At 55.8% G+C, this 20,469-nt stretch carries 15 protein-coding genes and 1 pseudogene; 3 read left to right on the top strand and 13 right to left on the bottom strand.

Going from position 1 to position 20,469, the window contains the following annotated elements; genetic code table 11:
• The 8 genes from yejF to EBA31_RS17645 form a co-directional block, all read right to left on the bottom strand.
• Complete coding sequence (gene yejF / locus EBA31_RS17680; RefSeq protein WP_122079875.1) at positions 1-1,593, bottom strand: microcin C ABC transporter ATP-binding protein YejF; 1,593 nt, start codon at positions 1,591-1,593, stop codon at positions 1-3.
• A gap of 1 nt (position 1,594) precedes the next feature.
• Positions 1,595-2,620, bottom strand: a complete 1,026-nt coding sequence (locus EBA31_RS17675) for an ABC transporter permease (RefSeq protein ID WP_020827779.1) — start codon at positions 2,618-2,620, stop codon at positions 1,595-1,597.
• A complete protein-coding gene (locus EBA31_RS17670; RefSeq protein WP_122079874.1) occupies positions 2,617-3,711 on the bottom strand; it encodes a microcin C ABC transporter permease YejB in 1,095 nt (364 codons plus the stop codon). Before EBA31_RS17670 ends, EBA31_RS17675 begins: the two co-directional genes overlap by 4 nt.
• A gap of 10 nt (positions 3,712-3,721) precedes the next feature.
• Positions 3,722-5,530 (bottom strand): extracellular solute-binding protein, encoded by a 1,809-nt coding sequence (locus EBA31_RS17665; protein WP_122079873.1) that lies wholly within the window; start codon positions 5,528-5,530, stop codon positions 3,722-3,724.
• An 89-nt stretch (positions 5,531-5,619) separates the two neighbouring features.
• Entirely contained in the window at positions 5,620-7,206 is a 1,587-nt protein-coding gene (locus EBA31_RS17660) for a cyclic di-GMP phosphodiesterase (protein WP_122079872.1), read from the bottom strand.
• Between the two features lie 344 nt (positions 7,207-7,550).
• A complete protein-coding gene (gene mepS / locus EBA31_RS17655) occupies positions 7,551-8,126 on the bottom strand; it encodes a bifunctional murein DD-endopeptidase/murein LD-carboxypeptidase (protein WP_041414762.1) in 576 nt (191 codons plus the stop codon).
• 415 nt (positions 8,127-8,541) lie between these two features.
• Positions 8,542-9,246: a phosphatase PAP2 family protein gene (locus EBA31_RS17650; protein WP_122079871.1), complete on the bottom strand. Its 705-nt coding sequence runs from the start codon at positions 9,244-9,246 to the stop codon at positions 8,542-8,544.
• Positions 9,247-9,298: 52 nt separating this feature from the next.
• On the bottom strand, positions 9,299-10,273 hold the full coding sequence (locus EBA31_RS17645; RefSeq protein ID WP_020827773.1) for a GTP-binding protein: 975 nt from the start codon (positions 10,271-10,273) through the stop codon (positions 9,299-9,301).
• A 317-nt stretch (positions 10,274-10,590) separates the two neighbouring features.
• Here EBA31_RS17645 and EBA31_RS17640 point away from each other — a divergent pair, with 317 nt between their 5' ends.
• On the top strand, positions 10,591-10,899 hold the full coding sequence (locus EBA31_RS17640; protein ID WP_041414761.1) for a type 1 fimbrial protein: 309 nt from the start codon (positions 10,591-10,593) through the stop codon (positions 10,897-10,899).
• Between the two features lie 66 nt (positions 10,900-10,965).
• Here EBA31_RS17640 and EBA31_RS17635 read toward each other — a convergent pair.
• Positions 10,966-12,446 (bottom strand): annotated as a pseudogene (locus EBA31_RS17635) (mannitol dehydrogenase family protein).
• Between the two features lie 334 nt (positions 12,447-12,780).
• Between EBA31_RS17635 and uxuA the strand changes: the two are divergent.
• Positions 12,781-13,971, top strand: a complete 1,191-nt coding sequence (uxuA, locus tag EBA31_RS17630; protein ID WP_020827770.1) for a mannonate dehydratase — start codon at positions 12,781-12,783, stop codon at positions 13,969-13,971.
• A gap of 38 nt (positions 13,972-14,009) precedes the next feature.
• Here uxuA and yeiP read toward each other — a convergent pair whose 3' ends face one another.
• Positions 14,010-14,582 carry an elongation factor P-like protein YeiP gene (gene yeiP / locus EBA31_RS17625; RefSeq protein WP_020827769.1) on the bottom strand — a complete coding sequence of 191 codons (573 nt, stop codon included), beginning with the start codon at positions 14,580-14,582 and terminating at the stop codon, positions 14,010-14,012.
• A 282-nt stretch (positions 14,583-14,864) separates the two neighbouring features.
• Positions 14,865-16,109 (bottom strand): tryptophan permease, encoded by a 1,245-nt coding sequence (gene mtr, locus EBA31_RS17620; RefSeq protein ID WP_020827768.1) that lies wholly within the window; start codon positions 16,107-16,109, stop codon positions 14,865-14,867.
• Between the two features lie 284 nt (positions 16,110-16,393).
• On the opposite strand from mtr, the gene EBA31_RS17615 reads away from it, so the two are divergent.
• Positions 16,394-16,648, top strand: a complete 255-nt coding sequence (locus EBA31_RS17615) for a YkgJ family cysteine cluster protein (RefSeq protein ID WP_044552526.1) — start codon at positions 16,394-16,396, stop codon at positions 16,646-16,648.
• On the opposite strand, the gene EBA31_RS17610 is transcribed toward EBA31_RS17615, so the two are convergent.
• Entirely contained in the window at positions 16,645-17,823 is a 1,179-nt protein-coding gene (locus EBA31_RS17610; RefSeq protein WP_115060988.1) for a sugar efflux transporter, read from the bottom strand. The genes EBA31_RS17615 and EBA31_RS17610 overlap by 4 nt on opposite strands.
• A gap of 164 nt (positions 17,824-17,987) precedes the next feature.
• Entirely contained in the window at positions 17,988-20,468 is a 2,481-nt protein-coding gene (gene torA / locus EBA31_RS17605; RefSeq protein WP_020827765.1) for a trimethylamine-N-oxide reductase TorA, read from the bottom strand.
• Position 20,469: the final 1 nt, after the last annotated feature.

The following is a 20,469-nucleotide window of genomic DNA, read 5'->3' as shown; positions in this document are numbered from 1 at the left end:
CTAGTCCGCCAACTGCAACAGCTGCTGCGTATAAGCGGCGGCGGGCGAGTTAAAGATCGTCTGACAATCGCCTTGCTCAACCACCTCTCCCTGTCGCAATACAATGACCTGATGACACAGCGAACGCACTACCTGCAAATCGTGGCTGATAAACAGATAGGCCAGCCGGTGGCGTTGTTGCAGTGATTTCAGCAACGTCAGGATTTGCGCCTGCACCGATTTGTCCAGCGACGAGGTTGGCTCATCCAGGATCAGCAACTGCGGTTGTAAAATCAGCGCACGTGCGATGGCGATACGTTGGCGTTGGCCGCCGGAAAACTCGGTTGGGTAACGGTGGCGCAAAGCAGGATCCAATCCCACTTCTTGCAACACCTCAATCACCCGCTGTTCTCGCTGCTCGGCACTCAGTTTCTGGTGTACTTCCAGACCTTCGGCAATAATTTGCAGCACGTTCAGCCGAGGGTTCAGCGCCGAGAAAGGATCCTGGAACACAATCTGCATCTGACTGCGGTACGGCAGCATTTGCTTCATGCTGAACTGGTGCAGTGGCTGGCCGTTAAACCACATGGCGCCTTTGGCACTCAGCAGACGTAATAGCGCCAGCCCGGTGGTGCTTTTCCCCGAACCAGATTCTCCTACCAGCCCAACGCTTTCCCCGGCCTTCAGCTCAAAACTCAAATCCTTCAGTGCATAATGATGACCGACCGTGCGGCGCAGCAAACCGCGCTTGATTGGGAAGCTGACCTGCAGGTTTTCCACCTTCAGCAGCGGAGCGGCATCCGCCGGCAATGGCAGCGGATCGCCCACGTTCTCCGCCGCCAGCAATTGCTGGGTGTAAGGATGCTGCGGCTGGCTAAACAGGCGGACACGGTCGTTCTGCTCAACGCATTGGCCCTGGCGCATCACCGCCACGTTGTCCGCCAGGCGACGCACAATATTCAGGTTGTGGGTTATAAACAGCAGCCCCATGCCCATTTCCTGCTTCAGCTCCTTCAGCAGCAGCAGAATTTGCGCCTGGATAGTCACATCAAGCGCGGTGGTGGGTTCATCCGCGATCAGCAATTTGGGCTGGGTCAGCACCGCCATGGCGATCATCACCCGCTGCCGCTCGCCGCCGGAAAGCTGATGCGGATAGTCTTTCAACCGTCCTTTGGCATTGCGGATACCGACGCGATCCAGGCATTGGATGATCTCGCCGCGTGCGACGTCGCGCCGCATGCCGCGATGCAGCGCCAGCACTTCGGCCAGCTGTTTTTCAATGGTGTGCAGCGGATTGAGCGACACCATCGGCTCCTGGAAAATCATCGAAATCTGGTTGCCGCGCACCTTGCGTAGCTCGCCCTCTGGCGCATGCAGCAGCGAATTGCCGTTGAACTGGATATCGCCGGCGGTATAGACCACCGGAGGCGAGGGCAGCAGGCGCAATACCGACAGCGCAGTGACGCTTTTGCCTGAACCGGACTCACCCACCAACGCCAGCGTCTCTGCCTTTTCGATCTGCAGCGAAAGGCCGTTGACCACCGGGTTCAATACCTCTCCCTGACGAAAAGCCACGCCGAGATCCTGAATTGAAAGCAGAGGAGTGCTAGCCATATTAATGCGCCTTGCTGGGGTCAAAGGCGTCGCGTACCGCTTCGCCGATAAAGATGAGTAAAGACAGCAGCACCGCCAGCACCAGGAAAGCGGTGATGCCGAGCCACGGCGCCTGAAGGTTGTTCTTGCCCTGTAGCAACAGTTCGCCGAGCGACGGGGAACCTATCGGCAGGCCGAAGCCGAGGAAGTCGAGCGAGGTCAGGGTCGTGATGGAGCCGCACAGAATAAACGGCAAGAAAGTCAGCATCGCCACCATCGCATTGGGCAGCATATGGCGATACATAATGACCCGATCCTGCACCCCCATGGCGCGTGCGGCGCGGATATAGTCGTAGTTGCGGGTACGCAAGAACTCGGCGCGCACCACGCCCACCAGGCTCATCCAGCCGAATAAAATGGTGATGCCGAGCAGCCACCAGAAATTGGGTTGTACGATGCTCGACAACAAAATGATCAAAAACAGCGTCGGCATGCCCGACCACACCTCGATAAAGCGCTGGCCCCACAGGTCTATGCGCCCGCCGTAGTAGCCCTGTACGGCACCGACGCAAACGCCAATCACGCTGGAGAACAGCGTCAACGCCAGCCCGAACAGCATCGAAATACGAAAGCCATACAGCACGCGGGCCAGCACGTCGCTGCCGTTGCCGTCGGTGCCCAACAGATTGTGGCGTGAAGGCGCGGAGGGGAAGGGCACTTCGGTAGCGAAATTGATGGTGTCATAACTGAAACGGATCGGCGGCCAAACCGCCCAGCCGTGGCTGTCGATCTGTTTTTTTACGAAGGGGTCCTGATAGTCGGTGGCGGTGTTCAGCTCGCCGCCGAAGGTGGTCTCGCTGTAGTCGATGATGAACGGCAGATACAGGCGCCCTTCGTAGCGCACCAGCAGTGGTCTGTCGTTGGCGATCAGGTTGGCCCCCAGGCTGAGGACAAACAGCACCAGAAAAATCCACAGCGACCAGTAGCCGCGGCGGTTGCTGCGAAAACGTGCCCAGCGCGCCTGGTTAATTGGGCTTAAGCGGCTCATTGGCGGGCCTCGAAATCAATACGCGGATCGACCAGGGTATAGGTGATATCGCTGAGAATATTCAACAGCAGGCCAATCAGCGTGAAGATATACAGCGTGCCGAACATCACCGGATAATCGCGCTGCAGCGTGGCGTCATAGCCCAACAGGCCCAGCCCGTTAAGCGAGAACATCACCTCGATCAGTAAAGAACCGGTGAAAAACATGCTGACAAAGGTCGCCGGGAAGCCGGCGATCACCAGCAGCATGGCATTGCGAAACACGTGGCGATAAAGGATTTTGTTCTCGTCCAACCCTTTGGCGCGGGCGGTAACCACGTACTGTTTGCGGATCTCGTCGAGGAACGAATTTTTGGTCAGCATGGTCAGGGTGGCGAAACCGCCAATCACCGTCGCCAGAACGGGCAGGGTGATATGCCACAGGTAGTCGGTGATTTTGCTGTACCACGGCAGGGTATCGAAATTGCTGGAAACCAGACCACGCAGCGGGAACCAGTCGAGATAGCTGCCACCGGCGAACAGCACAATCATCAGAATGGCGAACAGAAAAGCGGGAATGGCGTAACCGATGATAATCAGGGTGCTGCTCCAGATGTCGAAGGCGCTGCCGTTATGTACGGCTTTGCGGATCCCCAGCGGGATCGACACCAGGTAAATGATCAGCGTACTCCACAGCCCCAGCGTAATGGAGACTGGCAGGCTATGACCGACCAGCTGCATTACCGACGCGCCGCGGAACAGGCTGTCGCCGAAGTCGAGGCGCATGTAATTCCACAACATGGTGAAATAGCGCTCGTGCAGCGGCTTGTCGAAGCCATAGCGTTTGGTGATTTCGGCGATCACTTCCGGATCCAACCCGCGGGAGCCGCGGTATTGACTGTCCGTGGCACTGGCAACGCCGGTGCGCGCATGCCCCAGGCCGTCGCCTGTTCCGCCGCCGCCGAAGCCGCTGCTCTGGCCCATTTCGATAGTGGCGATGGCCTGATCGACCGGGCCACCGGGCGCAATTTGCACGATAAAAAAGTTAATGGTGATGATCGCCCACAGGGTGGGGATAATCAGCAGCAGTCTGCGAATTAAATAAGCCGCCATCGCAGATTCCTTATTGTTGTTGAGTCGGCAAACGCGCCGCCTTATTGACGTCAAACCACCAGTTATCGAAGCCGATCACATAGGCCGGGCGGATAGGCGGCGTGGAGAATTTGTCCCAGTACGCGTAGCGATCGTGATTGGAATACCACATCGGCAGCATGTACCTGTTCCAGGTCAGTACCCGATCCAACGCCCGGCCCAGCGGCAGCAGGGCTTTCTCGTCGCCCTGGTGCGCGGCGATCTGCCTGACCAGGCTGTCGACGGCCGGATCGGTGACGCCGGGGGTATTCCAACTGGAGTTGATGTATTTGGAATCCCAAAGCGTCTCAAGGCTGGAGCTTGGGAAGGGCATAGCCAAATAGACCGTCGGCATCATGTCGAAATCACCGTCTCGCATACGCTTAGTGAACTGGGATATGTCGATCTCACGGATCTGCATATCAATGCCCAGCCGTTTCAGGTTGTGCTGGAACGGCAATACGTACTGGAAGTTGCTGCCGCTCAGCAGCATCAGTTCGAAGCTGAAGGGTTGGCCGGTTTTGCTGTTCACCAACCGCTGGTTTTTCACTTCCCAGCCGGCCTGGTTCAGCAACTGCGTGGCTTTCAGCAGGTTCTGGCGATCGTTGCCGCTGCCGTCGGAGGACGGTGGCTGGTAGATACTGGTGAAGACTTCCGCCGGTACCTTGCCCTTCAGCGGTGCCAGCAGCGCCAATTCAGCCGCGTCAGGATAACCGCTGGCGGCGTAAGGCGTATTTTGGAAATAGCTGTTGGTGCGTTGATAGGCATTGTAATACAGCGCCTTGTTCATCCAGTCAAAATCAAACGCCAGCGTGATCGCCTCGCGAACCTTGGGGTCGGCAAACAGCGGGCGTCTCATGTTGAAGGCCATCCAGCGGGTATTTTGCGCCGACTGGTTGGTTTCGTCCTGTTTGATTATATAGTTGCGGGCGAAATTGCCCCCCTGGTACTGGGTTGCCCAGTTTTTTGGCGAGCCTTCAATGCGGAAGTCATAGGCACCGGCCTTAAAGGCTTCCAGCGCAACTTTATCGTCCAGGTAGTAGTCGTAGCGGATGCTGTCGAAGTTAAAACGGCCACGGTTAACCGGCAGGTTAGCCGCCCAATAATCTCGCACGCGCTGATAGGTAATATATTGGCCTAGCCGGTAGCTGGCAATCTTGTACGGCCCGCTGCTGAGCGGCGGCGTGCTCAGGGGTTCATTCAATTTGTGATCTTTCCAGAAGCTTTGCGGCAATATGGGGAGACTAAACAGCCCCAGCAGTTTGTCTTTATCCGGCTGCGGGAATTCGATACGAACCGTCAGACGTGAGATAGCCTTTACCGTAATACCTTTGTAAGCGACGCGAAACTGCGGTACGCCCTCGGTCATAAACTTGTTAAAGGTGAAGGCCACGTCGGCGGCGGTGATGGGCGTGCTATCGTAGAAGCGGGCGCGGGCGTTGATATCGATCTCTACCCAGCGCATGTCGGCCGGGAAGCGGGCAGATTCGGCAATCAGCGGGTAGTAGCTGCCTATTTCATCGTCCGAGGTAGTAAACAGAGAGTCATACAATGCGTCGGTGCGTTCGCCGGGCACGCCGCGGGGGGCGTAGCGGTTGAAGTTATCATAGGTGCCGATCGCTGCCAGCCGCACATCGCCACCTTTGGGCGCCGCCGGGTTAACGTAGTCGTAATGGCTAAAATCGGTGGAGTACTTGGGCTCACCGAGCTGGGCGAAAGCATAGCTTTCATTGAGGGTTTCAGCCTGCAGACCGAAACTCAGTGCTGAGAGCACCAGGGCAGCAAAAACGCGCACGGACATCTTGACGGTAAGCTCCTGCTGTAAAGTCAATTAAGCCTGCGGCCAGCATAACATTTGCCGCCGCGCCGCAGGGTAAAGAAGTTAAAAGATCAGCCCTTTAGCGCCTGATGATCCATCACGGTATGGGCATTGCAGAAGGCCACGAAGTTGTCGATGCTCAGTGGTCTGCTGTAATAATATCCCTGCATGAAATTCACGTCCTGTTCCTGCAGAAAGCTCACCTGTTCTGCGGTTTCTACGCCTTCCGCTACGGTTTGCATTTTCAGCTTTTTCGCCAGCGAAATCACCGCGTCCAGGACCGGGGCGGTGACCGTGTCCTGGCCGATAGAGTTAACGAAACCACGATCTATTTTCAGATAATCCATGCTAAAGCGTTCCAGATAGATCAGCGCGCTGTGGCCGGTACCGAAATCATCAATGGCGATCTCGATGCCCTGCTGGTGCAGCCAGTCGAACTCTGCCAGCGCATTGCCTTCTTCCACCATGCCGCGCTCGGTAATCTCAAAGACCAACGTAAAGTAATCGCCCGGCAGTTGCGCCAGCAATTCATACACGTCGTGATGGAAGGAGGGGGCGCTAAGATGGGAAGGGGAGATGTTCAGACCGAGCTTGGCCCCCTGCGGTAGCGCCGTCGCCAGCTTGGGTGCATCTTCGGCAATCAGGCGGAACAGATGGCGCGTTAGCGGCACAATCAGCCCTTCGCTTTCAGCATAGGGAATAAACAGATCCGGCGGGATGCGGCCTTCAATCGGATGCTGCCAGCGGATCAAGGCTTCCAGCCCGCCGATAGTGCCGCTTTGGGTATGGAACACCGGCTGATATTCGATAAAGAATTCGTTGCGCTTGATACCGCGCATCAGGGCGCGTTCCGGGCTCTGGCGCAGCAACAGCATGTAATAGCAGAGCACGCCGATCATTAATGACAGTACCAGGCTGCCCATCAGGGTCAGGCGGATATCGTTGGGCGTCAACTTTTGGTTATAAAACAGAATGGTCATCGGCGTGCCGGCGATAGAGATGCGATCGGCTTTCTCGTTCGGTAACTGGTTCACCGGCATTAAATTCGGACTAAAGCTGGTCAGCGCACGATCGCCCAGGATAATAGCAATCGCCGGTGCCCGCTCCGGGCGAGAGGTAAACAACTGATAGGGCATAAGCGCGATATCCAGCGTCGCCAGCACACCGGTGTCTTCTTTTCCAGGGTGACGTAACCAGACGGCTACTGCCGGTTTCCCCGGTACCAGCGGCGTTCCCTGCTGCAATTTGAGATCCAACGACTGATGCGGGTCAATCTCCGGATAGATGTTTTTCAGCGCCAGCATCATTTCGCCGGTGGCCGAAGAGCAATAGGCAAAGCCATTTTTTACCAGCATAAAAGTGCGTACGCCGGAATGGAAAGCAGCCTGGTAAGTAATATCCGGTTGGCTGGCAGAACAGGGGCGGTCAATCAGCGGCATTAACTGCTGCATGATGGTTGTCAGATCATTAAGCGTATCGGCTGTGAATTTTTGTGTGCGTTGCTCGACCCGATGTTGATATTGCGTGCGCTGGTGGTCAATCAGAGAGAGTGTAATCGCCATGAACAGGATAAAAAAGACCAGGGCTACGATGGCGCTTTTAGCCAAACTGCGTCGTCTGTGAGAGACGTGGCGTGCAAATGCCCTTTTCAAGCCCATAAACCTGCCCCCTGAGCACGGCGTATCAATTTGTTTTTGTTATAGAGTGACTGCGTAATATATCCCAACGGCGCTGTTGCAGTCATTATTCATCGATTATTTAACGGTTGTTAATCGTTTAAATCAGGCATGACTACCATTATCCCATTTGACGATAATAGGTGAGTTTTTCATCGGTGCGTAGTTTCCTACAAATAATATCGCGAAATACTGGGGTAGGGGCAAAGCGCTGCGAACGGATAATAAGATCTCAATCCGGAGCAGACAGCGGTGCAAAAAAAACGCTGCCCGAAGGCAGCGTTCTATCGCTCGTTTGGTATTCAGGACAATCAGGTCATGCGCCGTCAGCTGCTGGTAAGCACCCGGCGGGCTTCGCGATAACGTTTATTCCAGTAGTTATCGCTCAGTTTCGAAATCATCACGCCGTTGCTGGTAGAGGCATGAACGAATTGATCGTTACCTAAATAGATGCCGACGTGGCGCCCGGTTGAACCGGCGCGGAACAGCACCAGATCGCCAGGACGCAGTTTAGTGCGCAAGATTTTCTTGCCCATGTCTTCCTGTTCGTAGGTCGAACGCGGTAAGTCCATGCCAAACTGTTCGCGGAAAGTACGCTGTACAAACGCCGAGCAATCGATGCCGCGCTTGGTTTCACCGCCTAAACGGTAGCGAACGCCTTTCCAGTCTGCATACTGATCCATAATCTTTGACTTGACGTCAACGTTACGGACCATTGCTTCGAATTCATCCTGAGAGGCTTGCAGTAAAAGACCGTCTTTGTCATTAACTGCACGCATCTCAGTTTGTGCGTTATTCAAGTTCGAAGTGTGAGTCGTGCTGCACGCGGAGAGCATTACCGCTGCGGCAATTGCAGGTACTACCCGCAAAAAATATCTCAGAAACGGTTGAGATTTGACCATTGTTATTGTTTTCCCTTGAAGTCCTTAACGACGTCAGTCGCTACCTGAAAAATGCCAAACGGAACGAGACTAATCTGCAGCTGTTTTAACGACAATCAGTTACCTCTGAAAACGTGCTGGAACGCACATTTTTAGTGGAGTTGAAGCTGAGTCAGGTTAAACCAGGCACAAACGCATCCGAGATTACCGTAACGAATTGGGGATTGCGAGCCTTTTTCCACCCTTTTTTATATGAATTTGTGATGTAACATAATGTAAATCTTCATATAAAAAACGCTGATTGTCCGTTGTGATGGTTTTGCGTGAAATCAGGTGGCGAAAGCGTTAACGCGCTGATGGGGAAATAAACGAAATGCGGTGGGGAAATAATCAGGAGGCCGGCGGGCCTCCTGGGGATCATAACCAATAGTTATGACTATGCTGGACGGTGTTTACCGGGTAGCAGGCGATTCAGACCCCGGATCAGCACATCGCTAAACGGCGTCATCAGACACCAGCTGGCGCCAACCAGCACCACCGACAGCGAGCCGACGGCAATATCGGTAAACCAGTGGGCACCAATCATCACGCGCGGCAATGAAAATACCACCGTAATCAGCAGCGCGACGGCGAACGCGCGACGGTTGAAGTAACGCAACATAAAGCAGGAAAATATCATCAGCATCATGCCGTGATCGCCGGGGAAGCTGTCGCCTGAAGCGTCTTTAGTCGGAATACCGGTCAGTTCGCTGACGCGGTTAATATTCTCAAAGCTCAGCGACGGGCTAGGGTGTTTGACCGGCAGCAAATGCCCTAGCTGGTTCAGCACCACGGCGGTCAGCAGCATAACAACGCCGGTAATCAACAAGCGGCGACGGCCGGCGCCATCCTGCTGCAGGTAAAAGCACAGGTACAACAACCCCATGGCCAGCAGCGAAATGACGTCAAAGGCGCGGTTATTGGTGATAGCCACCAGATGCAGAAAACCGGGATCGGTAGCCAGATGACGATTAAAGAAGAAGAAAATTTCCGAATCCAGAGTAAACCAATAACCGTGATTCGCCGGCAGGAACCAGGACAAGAACAGCACAATGCCCAATATATTTAAGAAAATGATGAGGGGTAAGTTGCGGCGAGTCATGGCATAACCTGTAGTCTGTCTAAAGAGTAAAAGGGCATTAACGGTAAAGATCTCAACTTAAACGAATACTAAACAGCTTGGATTGCAACGCGTTCCAGTCCGCATTCTCGCTGTGAATCAGTTCAATTCGGCTGTCCAGCGGTGTAACAGGGCGCGTTTCGATATTGAGATCTTGCCCCTGACGGTTGATTAAAAGTGTACCTTCAGCAATACGTACCACACCTTTGGCGCGTTCGACCGGCGCCAGACGTATCCACTCCATAATGCCAACGGTGTCGAACACCGTATCGGCGTCAAAAATCCAACCACAGCTGTTAAAACCCTGGCCCTGGTTGAGCGCTCGACGCCAGCGGGAAGTTTCCGGCAGTCGCAATGCGGCCAGGCCCTGCGTTTTGGCATGACTATGATGATGTTGTGCATCGGGTAATTCTGTACGATTAGTGCGAGGCTGGTCGAGCCACGCGACATCGGCCTGACCGCGTTCAATATGATAAAGCGGACGCTGGTGGCCATCCTGTTCCATCCATTGCTGCAGGGCCATCAGATCTTGCGGCTGATAGGTGTCGCTTTTGCTGGCCAGAATAATGTCGGCGGCCGCCAGTTGATCGCGGAAGTTTTCGTTGTCGCGGTAGCGCGGTTCGCTGAGTTGGCGTGCATCCAACAGGCACAGCGTGGCTTGCAGATCGATCCAACCGGCGTAACTGTCTTGCGTCAGCAATGACAGGATCTGTTTCGGATGACCGAGCCCGGTGGGTTCGATCAGCAAGCGATCAGGCTTGTTTTGTTGCAGCAACATGTTCAGCCCGACCTGCATCGGCAGCCCGTTCACGCAACACATGCAGCCGCCAGGGATCTCCTTCAACACTGCGCCGCTGTCAGCCAGCAGCGCGCCGTCGATGCCAATTTCACCGAACTCATTCACCAGCACCGCCCAGCGTTCATGTTCCGGCTTGTTAGCCAGCAAATGGCGGATGGTGGTGGTTTTGCCGCTGCCGAGAAAACCGGTGATCAGGTTAGTTTTAGTCATTAATTATTCCTGATGTTAATGAATTTAAGGGCAATAGATTGGCCATTCTACTTCACCAGGCAGGATGGCGCTGCTCTCCCTGCGTTAAGTCACAAATCCGACAGATTGAGATACGTCATTTTAAAGCAACAAAATGGCGATCATCATTAGGAAAAATCCCAGCAAAAACCGGATATTACCTAAGGGAAATAGTTGTTAGTAGCTTGTTTTAACTTTGTTAATTGCCCGATTACCCGCCAAATAAATGCCCTTACCTTGCGATTATTCCTAAGAAGATCCTCTATGTTTAAATTGGCTTAACAAAAAATGAGGTTGCCATGAATGTCTTTCGGTTATTTTTGATCGCAGGAATGTTGTTTTCATGGACGGCAGTAAGTCATGCAGGAACCACTGGCGGAGTTATTCGTTTTGTCGGATCTATTGTGGAAAGCCCCTGTACGGTGAAAGTTACCGCTTCAACGGCCAATACGCAATGTTACCGAAATGGGCAGCACTATCAAGACCAACAGGCCCTGTCGAAATTTGATGCTACACGCAAAGAACTGCCGCTGAATTTAGGTTCGACCGAAATGAAGTGGGTGGATCAACAGAAAAAACTTGCAGTGATGACGGTAGTTTATCGTTAAGTCGTTCGGCGATGCCGGATGATATCCGGCATCGTCATTTTCCCCGTTTTACTTCTTGTTCAATGGCTAAGCCAACTGAGTCGACACCCAGTTTTGCACCGTTTGATGCGCACCGCGATCGCGTAATGACAAGTAGGCGCGGGTGACCGCCGTGACAAATTCCTCGTTGGCCGCCAACTGCTCACCAAAAATAGCCGTTAGACCCAACAGGCCTTTTACCCGTTGTTCATCATCCGGCGTTGAAGTCACTGTCTGTTGCAGCGTAGCCAATAACGGATCGCGAATGTCTATTGGCTGCCCGGCATCATCCACGCCGCCGACATAGCGCATCCAGCCCCCCACCCCGAGAGCCAGACCGGCATAGCTGCCGCCATGCTGCAGATGCCAACGCACCGAGTCCAGCATACGCTGCGGTAATTTTTGCGTGCCGTCCATGGCGATTTGCCAGGTACGGTGTTGTAACGCCGGGTTGCTGTAGCGCTCAATCAGCTGTGCTGCATAGGCGGGCAAATCGATGCCGCTAACGTTCAGCGTCGGCGCCTGTTCGGCTAGCATCAGGTGGAGTGCGGCGCGGCGATAAGACTCATCGCACATACAGTCGTTGATGTACTGATAGCCCCAAGATACCCGAGATAGGCCAGGAAAGAGTGGCTGCCGTTCAGCATGCGCAGTTTCATCTGCTCAAAAGGCAGCACGTCATTGACCAACTGCGCACCGGCCCGTTCCCAGGCTGGGCGGCCGGCGACAAAGTTATCCTCAACGACCCACTGGATAAAGGGTTCGCAGGCGATGGCGCATTCATCACGAACGCCGCCGAGTGCCTCGGCCACTTCATCCAGCGTCTCTGGCGTAGCGGCGGGAACGATACGGTCTACCATGGTGCTGGGGAAGCTCACCTCGCGGGCAATCCAGTCGGCCAGCGCGCCGTCGCGCGCTTCGGCCAAACCGACGATCGCGTTACGCAGCACGTGGCCGTTTTCCGGGATGTTGTCGCAAGAGAGCAGGGTAAAGGCGGGCAGCCCACGTTCCAGACGCAGGCGCAGCGCTTCCACCAGGATCCCCGGCACGGTGGAAGGCTCGCCGGGATTCGCCAGATCGGCGCGGATCGCCTGATGTTGAAGATCCAGTTTTCCGCTGCCGGGTTCAATGCAATAGCCTTTTTCGGTAATGGTCATCGAGACAATCGCCACCTGTGGCTCTGCCAGCTTTTCCAATACGGCGCCAATCCCTTCCAGCTTGCGGTGTACGCTCTCATGCACCGCACCGATCACGATAGCCTGATTACTCGCCGCGCCTTTTTCCAGCACGCTGTAAAGATGGTCCTGCTGGCGCAGCGTCCGGAACAAATTATCACCGCCGAACAGGCTGATTTCGCAGATCCCCCAGTCGCCGCCCTGACGATTCAACAATCGATCGGTCAGTAGCGCCTGGTGGGCGCGGTGAAAGGCGCCAAATCCAATGTGCACCATGCGGCTCTGTAATGCGCTGCGATCGTAACCTGGCTGCTGGACGGCATCCGGAAGCGGCGTGTTGGCGATAGTCTTCATGCAAAGCTCCAAGGCTGAGTAGATGTGTTGGCGGTTAACTTTAAAAGTTGTCAGACCAGTTTTTTGTGCAGAATACGGCGCTCTTTCTGCCGGGGCTGCACGAATTTTCTGCCGCCAGTGTAAGGCTGTAAGCGCACTAATTACATGCGCGCGTGCAAAATAAGCCAGATCCGTGAAGTGGATCAACCAATCACGGTTTCACTTTTGACAGCAATTGGCGAAAGAGTAAGGTGAAAGATAACCGATATCTATTTTATTTTGGTATAACAAGATGGCCGGGCAGGGCGATCTTTATCACTTCCGCGATACTGGGCAATTTTTACAAGGATAAATAATGGAACAAACATGGCGTTGGTATGGGCCGAACGATCCGGTCTCTCTTGATGATGTGCGCCAGGCCGGCGCCACTGGCGTCGTCACCGCCTTGCACCATATCCCGAATGGCGAGGTGTGGCCGGTCGAAGAGATCAAGGCCCGTCAGGCCCTATTGGCGGAGAAAGGCTTGGTGTGGTCGGTAGTGGAAAGTATCCCGGTGCATGAGGAGATCAAAACCCACAGCGGCCATTACCGGCAGCATATCGCTAACTATCAGCAATCGCTGCGTAACCTCGCGGCCTGCGGCATCGACACCGTGTGCTACAACTTTATGCCAATCCTGGACTGGACGCGCACCGATCTGGAGTATTTACTGCCGGACGGGTCGAAAGCGTTGCGTTTCGATCAGACCGCCTTCGCGGCTTTTGATCTGCATATCCTGCAACGCGCTGGCGCAGAGCAGGATTACACGCCGCAAGAACAGGAGCAGGCTGCAACCTATTTTTCCGCGATGAACGAGGCGGAGGTTGCCAAGCTAACCGGCAATATTATCGCCGGATTACCGGGGGCCGAAGAGGGCTATACCCTCGATCAATTCCGCGCCCGCCTGGCGGAGTACGATGGGATCGACAAGGCGCAGCTGCGAGAGAATATGGCGGTGTTCCTGCGCGCCATTGTGCCGGTGGCGGAGGAGGTTGGCGTGCGTTTGGCGGTGCATCCGGACGATCCGCCGCGGCCGATTTTGGGGTTGCCGCGCATCGTCTCTACCATTGAAGATATGCAGTGGTTCAAGCAAACGGTCGACAGCCGGTATAACGGCTTCACCATGTGTACCGGCTCTTACGGCGTACGGGCGGATAACGATCTGGTGCGGATGATCGAAACCTTCGGCGATCGCATCCACTTCACCCATTTACGTGCTACCTGTCGCGAAGAAAACCCGAAAAGTTTCCACGAGGGTGCGCATCTGCAAGGCGACGTGGACATGGTGGCGGTGATCGAGGCGATCCTCACTGAGGAGCAACGACGCCATCAGGCAGGCGATCGCCGGCCGATCCCGATGCGTCCCGACCATGGACACCAGATGCTGGACGATCTGAAGAAAAAAACCAACCCGGGCTACTCGGCGATTGGTCGTTTGAAGGGGTTGGCGGAACTGCGCGGGGTGGAGCTGGCGCTTAAACGCCGCTTCTTCCCGGATTTGCCCTAAGCCATTAAAAAGGGGCCATACAGGCCCCAGAATATCGACTAGTCAGCGCGACTCATGTAGCGGCGCTCGGCAATATGAATGCGGATTTTGTCACCGGCACTGAGGTATTCCGGTACCTGAATGGTCAGGCCGGTCGCCATGGTGGCCGGCTTGTTGCGGGCACTGGCAGAGGCACCTTTGATGCCCGGGGCGGTGTCGACAATTTCCATATCCACGGTCTGCGGCAGTTCCAGCGCCAACACCTGGCCATCCAGGGTCAGTACCTGCATGCCCGGCAGACCGCCTTCAGGAATAAACAGCAGTTCATCTTCGATCTGGTCTTTCTTAAAGATATACGGGGTGTAATCCTCGTCATCCATAAATACGTATTCTTCGCCGTCGATATAAGAGAAGTTCACCTTGCGGCGTGACAGGCTAATGGTGTCCAGAATATCGTCGCCCTTGAAGCGCTCTTCAACCTTCAGCCCGGTGCGGACGTCGGAGAAGCGCATTTTGTACAAGGTGCTGGCGCCGCGCGCGCTTGGGCTTTGCACATCAATGTCTTTCACCAGCAGCAGTTTGCCGTTGTAGTTGATCGCCATGCCGCGCTTAATTTCGTTAGCTTTTGCCATATAAAATAACCTGCAATGAAGAGTATTTGGGAAGTTGCGACAAGTTACTCGCGCCGCTGATTTCAGGCAAGCAGATCGAGCAAAAACAGTGACAGAAAAAAGGGACGGCGGCCGCCATCCCCTCAAATTGCTGACAACGTCCTTTGCAGTTAAAAGTTCTGTTCTGGGGGCAAATAAAAACAAAGGATGGTGTCTTCTGATTTACCTCAAACATCCGAAAACCACGTTTTTCGGGTGTTTCTCATCAGACTAAGGGGACGGCTGGCGCCATCCCCTACGGTATTACTGGAACACCGGTAACAGACCCAGCAATGCCAACACGTGCGCGACGGCGTTGATCACCCCGAACAGAATGATGAACAGGATCATGCCGTAGCCACCGGGAGCGCGATATTGCGCTTCGGTAAAGCGGCGGCGGCTGGCACGCGCCATCATGGCCGGCACTATTACCGCCCAAACGGTGGCGGCCAGGCCGGCGAAGCCGATGGCGTAAAGGAAGCCGTTCGGGAACAGCAGGGCGGCAATGGTCGGCGGCGCGAAGGTCACCAGCGCGGTTTTGCTGCGTCCGACGGTGTCATCGCTGAATTTGAAGAAGTCTGCCAGGTAATCGAACAACCCCAGCGACACCCCCAGGAATGAGCTCGCCAGCGCCATATAAGAGAAGGCGTTCAGTAGCTGGCCGACGGTCTGGCTGCTGGAAACGTTGCCCATCTGCTTGAGCAGGCTGCCAATGTTGCCGCCTTCGGCAATCACCTGTTTGAAGGCATCGCGGGCGATGTTGCCCTGAATCACATACTGCCACAGGATATAGATCGCCAGCGCCAGCAGGGTGCCGTACACCAGGCTGCGCACGACTGCGCCGCTGTCTTTGTGGTAGTACTTCACCAGTCCCGGCACGTTGCCGTGGTATCCGAAGGAGGTCAGCAGATAAGGCAGCGCCGCCAGGGCGTAAGGCAGATAGCTGGCCTGGTCGTCACCGCGGTTGAACAGTACTGCCGGCTGCACATGCGTGAACATGTCGCCCACCGACATCACAAAGGTGATCACCATACCGCCGATCAGGATCGTGCTCAGGCGATCAACGGCGCGGGTGGATAGCCACACGATAAACGCCACCACCACGGCAAACACCAACCCGGCGGTGGACTGCCCGACGCCGACGATACCTTCCAGCGTGTGGGCGATAATAGAGCCACCGGCGGAGATATAGGCATAGGTGAGGATGTACAGGACAAAGGCGATGGAAATACCGTTAATGGCGTTCCAGCCTTTACCCAGCAGATCTTTGACGATGGTGTGGAAGCTGGCGCCGCTTGGGTAGTGCAGGGCGGCCTCCAGGATCATCAGGCCGGAAATCAGCATGCAGGCCCAGGTATAAACCAGCAGCGCGACGGAGCCGCTGAACCACACGCCAGAAGTGACGATGGGAATGGAGAACATGCCAGCGCCGACGGCGGTGCCTGCAATGATCATCGCGCCGCCAAGCACTGAAGGGCGGGAAAGCTTCTGGATGGTGTCCGCGGACATTTTTGCTCCTGATTGGCCTCGTCGGCCGTGGATTCTTTTGTACTAGCTCAATGGTACATGTGCGGTTGACGCATGTAAAGCCGCTAATACGCTTGTTTCATGCATTAATTGGCGGAGGAAGGGGAGCTTATGGCAATTTGCGGGCGGGTGAGAAAACGGGGCGATTCACGATTTAAAACGCGAGATGTAAAGATTCGCGCGCCAACACGGATTATGCTGGCGGCCGATGAGCGCGACTGATATTGTCGCGCTTCAATTCCGCCAGCCCACCGGGAGACTCGCTGATGGACTGTCGTACCGACTGTGGCGCCTGTTGTATTGCGCCTTCAATATCCAGCCCGATCCCCGGCATGCCTAACGGCAAGCCCGCCAACACCCGCTGCATTCATCTGAGCGAGCAGCTGCGTTGTGGCCTGTTTCATTCACCGCTGCGGCCCAAGGTCTGCGGCAGCCTGCAGGCCAGCCGCGAAATGTGCCATGACCACCGCGACCAGGCATTGGTCTATCTGATCAAGCTGGAAGCGGATACTGCACCTTAAGCGTCTTTCAGTTTCCACAGGCACAGCACCGCGCCGACCACCATCGCCAACGCGGAATAAAACACCGCGTGATAGTTCCAGACCTCCGCCACCACGCCGGCGATTGAACCGGCAAAAATCCAGCCCACGCGCGTAGTGTTGGTAAACAAAGTGGTTGCTGCCCCAGCCTGACCGGGCATCAAATCTTGAAAATAGAGCATACCAATGCCTGCCAGCACGCCAATAAACGCCGCGTTGAGCAATTGCAGGGCAATCAGTTGCCAGGTGCCGGTGATAAACAGTAACCCGAAGTAAAACAGCAGGCCCGCCGCCACCGCGCAACGCATCAGGAAACGTTTACCGAAGCGCTTCGCTACCATGCCGGCCAGCAACATGGTCGGTATCTCCAGCCCGGCCGCCGTCCCCATCAATATTCCGGCCAACCTTTCCGGCAGTTGCAGCTCATGCACCATATACAGCGGCATATTGATTAAATACATGCTGTTGGCGGTCCACATAAAGGTGCAGGCTAAAAACAGCAGCAGCGTATCGCGGCGATTTTTCCGCGGAGCTTCCAGCGTGGTGCTGGAAGCCACCGGCGTTTTACGCATCGACGGCAGCATTTTCCACACCAGCACGCCACACAGGATAAACGCTGCGGCGGCGGCCAGATACATCACCTTAAAACCGAATCCCAATGCCAGCGCGAAGGCGATAGGCGGCCCAATAACCCAGGCGAGAGAAACCTGAGCCCGCAGAATAGAGCTGAACATTACCGCTTCGCGGCCGGTGCGGTCGGCGTGTTCGCGCGCCAGAGCGAACATCTGCGGGTTGGCGGTCGAGCCGAAGCTGGTCAGCATTACGCCGACTGCCAGCAACAGATAATAATTACGGTTCCAGGCGAACAGTACGCAGCCCAGTGCCCCTAACATGCAGCAGAGGAAGATCAGCGTTTTGCGATCCCCTTTTTGATCCGAACGTCGAGCGAGAAACTGGCTGACCAGGATGCCGATCACCGCGCTGCCGGTGAAAAATAACCCAACCATGGAAGGGCGCACCTTTACCTCGGTTGCCAGGAACAGGCTCAGCGTCGGGGTTTGTAACGCACCGGCAATCCCGGTGAGGAACGCCACCACTAAAAAGGCCAGCGAAGTCAGATCGGGCGAGCGTCGCGTTACCGCAGTTGAAGTAGGCATAGAGGTCAGCAAATAGCCGTAAATGAGGGAGTCGCGCGCATAATACGCCTGTTTAAAAAGAACAAAAACCGGTTTCATTCTGCTTAATGGTAAAAAGTTCTTTCCTGCATAAGGCTAAAAAAAGGGCGATGTCACCATCGCCCTGGGTATGACAAACTTCGACGTTAGGCGCCAGCCGGCACGTCGTGCGCGGTGTTTTTCAGCACCTCGCCCTGATACTTCTCGATCTGCAACTGTGCCATTTGCCCGCAGTTACCCTGAGCCAGGCTGGAGGAGCCGACGTCGAAGGTCAGGCAGTTGACGTTGCCGTTCTTGCACAGCGAACCCGGCTGTGACGGATCGGCCGGATCGAACCAGGCACCTTCGCTGATGCGCACCACGCCAGGGCGCACGTCTTCGCTCACTACCGCACCCACCAGGATCTGGCCGCGATCGTTAAAGGCCCGCACCAGATCGCCATTGGCAATGCCGCGTGACTGGGCGTCCTGCGGGTGGATCACAATCGCTTCCCGATCGGCTACCGCGTATTTCTTGCGCAGTGGCGTGTTGTCGAGCTGCGAATGCAGGCGGTTGATCGGGTGCGCGGTGTTCAGCGACAGCGGGTATTTCACCGCTTCCGGGCCGCGATACCATTCATGCGGTGGCATCCAGGTCGGAATACCTGGGCAATCCTGATACTTCATTTTTGCAATGGCGTCGGAGTAGATCTCGATTTTACCGGATGGCGTCCCCAGTGGATTGAGCAGCGGGTTTTCGCGATAGTCGGCGAAACGCACCCATTGGGTATTGGCCTCCGGCACCGGGAAGCGCACGTAATTGTTGGACTCCCAGAACATGTCGAACGGTGGCAGGGCTACCCGGGCTGCACGTGCCTGAGTTTTCATGTCATCGTACATGCCTTTCAGCCATTGAGTTTCATCTTTGCCTTCGGTAAAGGCGTCCTGCACCCCCAGCTTGGCGGCCATGGCCGCGAAAATATCGAAATCGCTGCGTGATTCATGCTGCGGCGCGACGCACTGATGCATCGGGAACACATACAGCTGTGAGTAATCGCCGCCCATTTCGAGATCGTTGCGTTCGTAGCTGGTGGTGGCCGGCAGAACGATATCGGCATGCTTGGCGGTGGCAGTCCAATAAGGCTCGTTCACCACGATGGTGTCCGGCCGCTGCCAGGCCTTGACCAGATTGTTGGTGTCCTGATGCTGGTGGAAGGTGTTGCCGCCCGCCACATACACCATTTTCACCTCGGGGTAGGTGACCTGTGCGCCGTTGAAATTAATTGTCTTGCCCGGGTTGGTCAGGCATTCGGCGATGCGCGCCACCGGGATCGGTGCCGGTGAGTTCTTCGGTGCGTTACCGGCAGAGATACCGGAAATAATGCCGCCTTTCGCCGTCGGGCTGCCGCCGGAGGAGTAGTGATAGCTGAAGCCGAAGCCGCCGCCCGGCAGGCCAATCTGGCCGAGCATCGCCGCCACGGTAACCAATAGCCAATGCTGCTGTTCGCCATGATGCTGGCGTTGGATCCCCCAGCCGCCCATGATCATGGTGCGATTTTTCGCCATGTCGCGTGCTAACTGACGCAGCACGTCAGCATCGACGCCGCACACATCGGCCGCCCATTCGGCAGTTTTCGGCGTACCGTCGGTTTCACCCAACAGATAAGCCTGGAACTTGTCGAAACCGGCGGTGTAGGTTTTCAGGAAGTCCGGGTTATGCAGCTTCTCGGTCAGCAGCGTGTGGGCGATGCCGATCAGCATGGCGCCGTCGGTATAAGGACGCGGAGCGATCCACTGAGCATCGACGAATTTGGCGCTGTCGTTGTGTACCGGATCAATGCTGATCACTCGGGTGCCTTTCTTCTTCAGCGCCTCAAAGCCCGTCTGGCCGTAGTGGTCCGGGACGTTCCAGCTGTTTTTCAGCGTGATCATCGGGTTACAGCCCCACAGCACCACCAGTTGGCTGTTTTCAATCACGTTCGGCCAGGCGGTCTGCTGTTCGTAAACCTCCATGGAGCCCACCACGTGCGACATGATCACCTGCGCGGCACCGGTGGAGTAGTCGCCCGCGTAACCAAGGAAGCCGCCGGTCAGGTTCATCAGGCGTTGCAGCAGCGTGCGGCTGTTATGCAGCATCCCGACGCTTTTCCAGCCATAAGAACCGGCATAAATGGACTGCGGGCCATGGTCTTTCTGCAAGCGGGTGATCTCACCACAGACCAAATCAATCGCCTTGTCCCAACTGACGCGTACCCACTCGTCACGACCACGCAGTTCGGTACGGCTGCCAGGGCCGCCTTCCAGCCAACTTTTGCGCACCATCGGGTATTTGATACGGTTTTCGGCGTGCACCTGATAGGGCGCCATGGTGATCAGTTCATTCGGATAAGGATCGTCTTTGACCGGCTGCACGCCGACCATTTTACCGTCCTGGACGATGGCTTCGAAGGCGCCCCAGTGCGCGCCGGTCAAAATGCCTTTTTGTGCCTGACGCAACACGACGAATTGCGGCAGCGCCTGGCTGATGGCCTGGGCCAACGCTGACTTGGGCCACAGGCCCGCCAGTAGCGGTGCTGCGGCCAGCGCGGTCGCGCCAGTCAGGAAGCGGCGGCGGCTCATTTTTAACGCTTGTTGTTGATATTTGCTCATT

It is taken from the genome of Serratia sp. P2ACOL2, from assembly GCF_003691565.1.
In the GTDB taxonomy this organism is placed as follows: Bacteria; Pseudomonadota; Gammaproteobacteria; order Enterobacterales; family Enterobacteriaceae; genus Serratia; species Serratia liquefaciens.
Note: the sequence above shows the minus strand (reverse complement) of the source record. Positions and strands in the feature narration are given on the sequence as shown.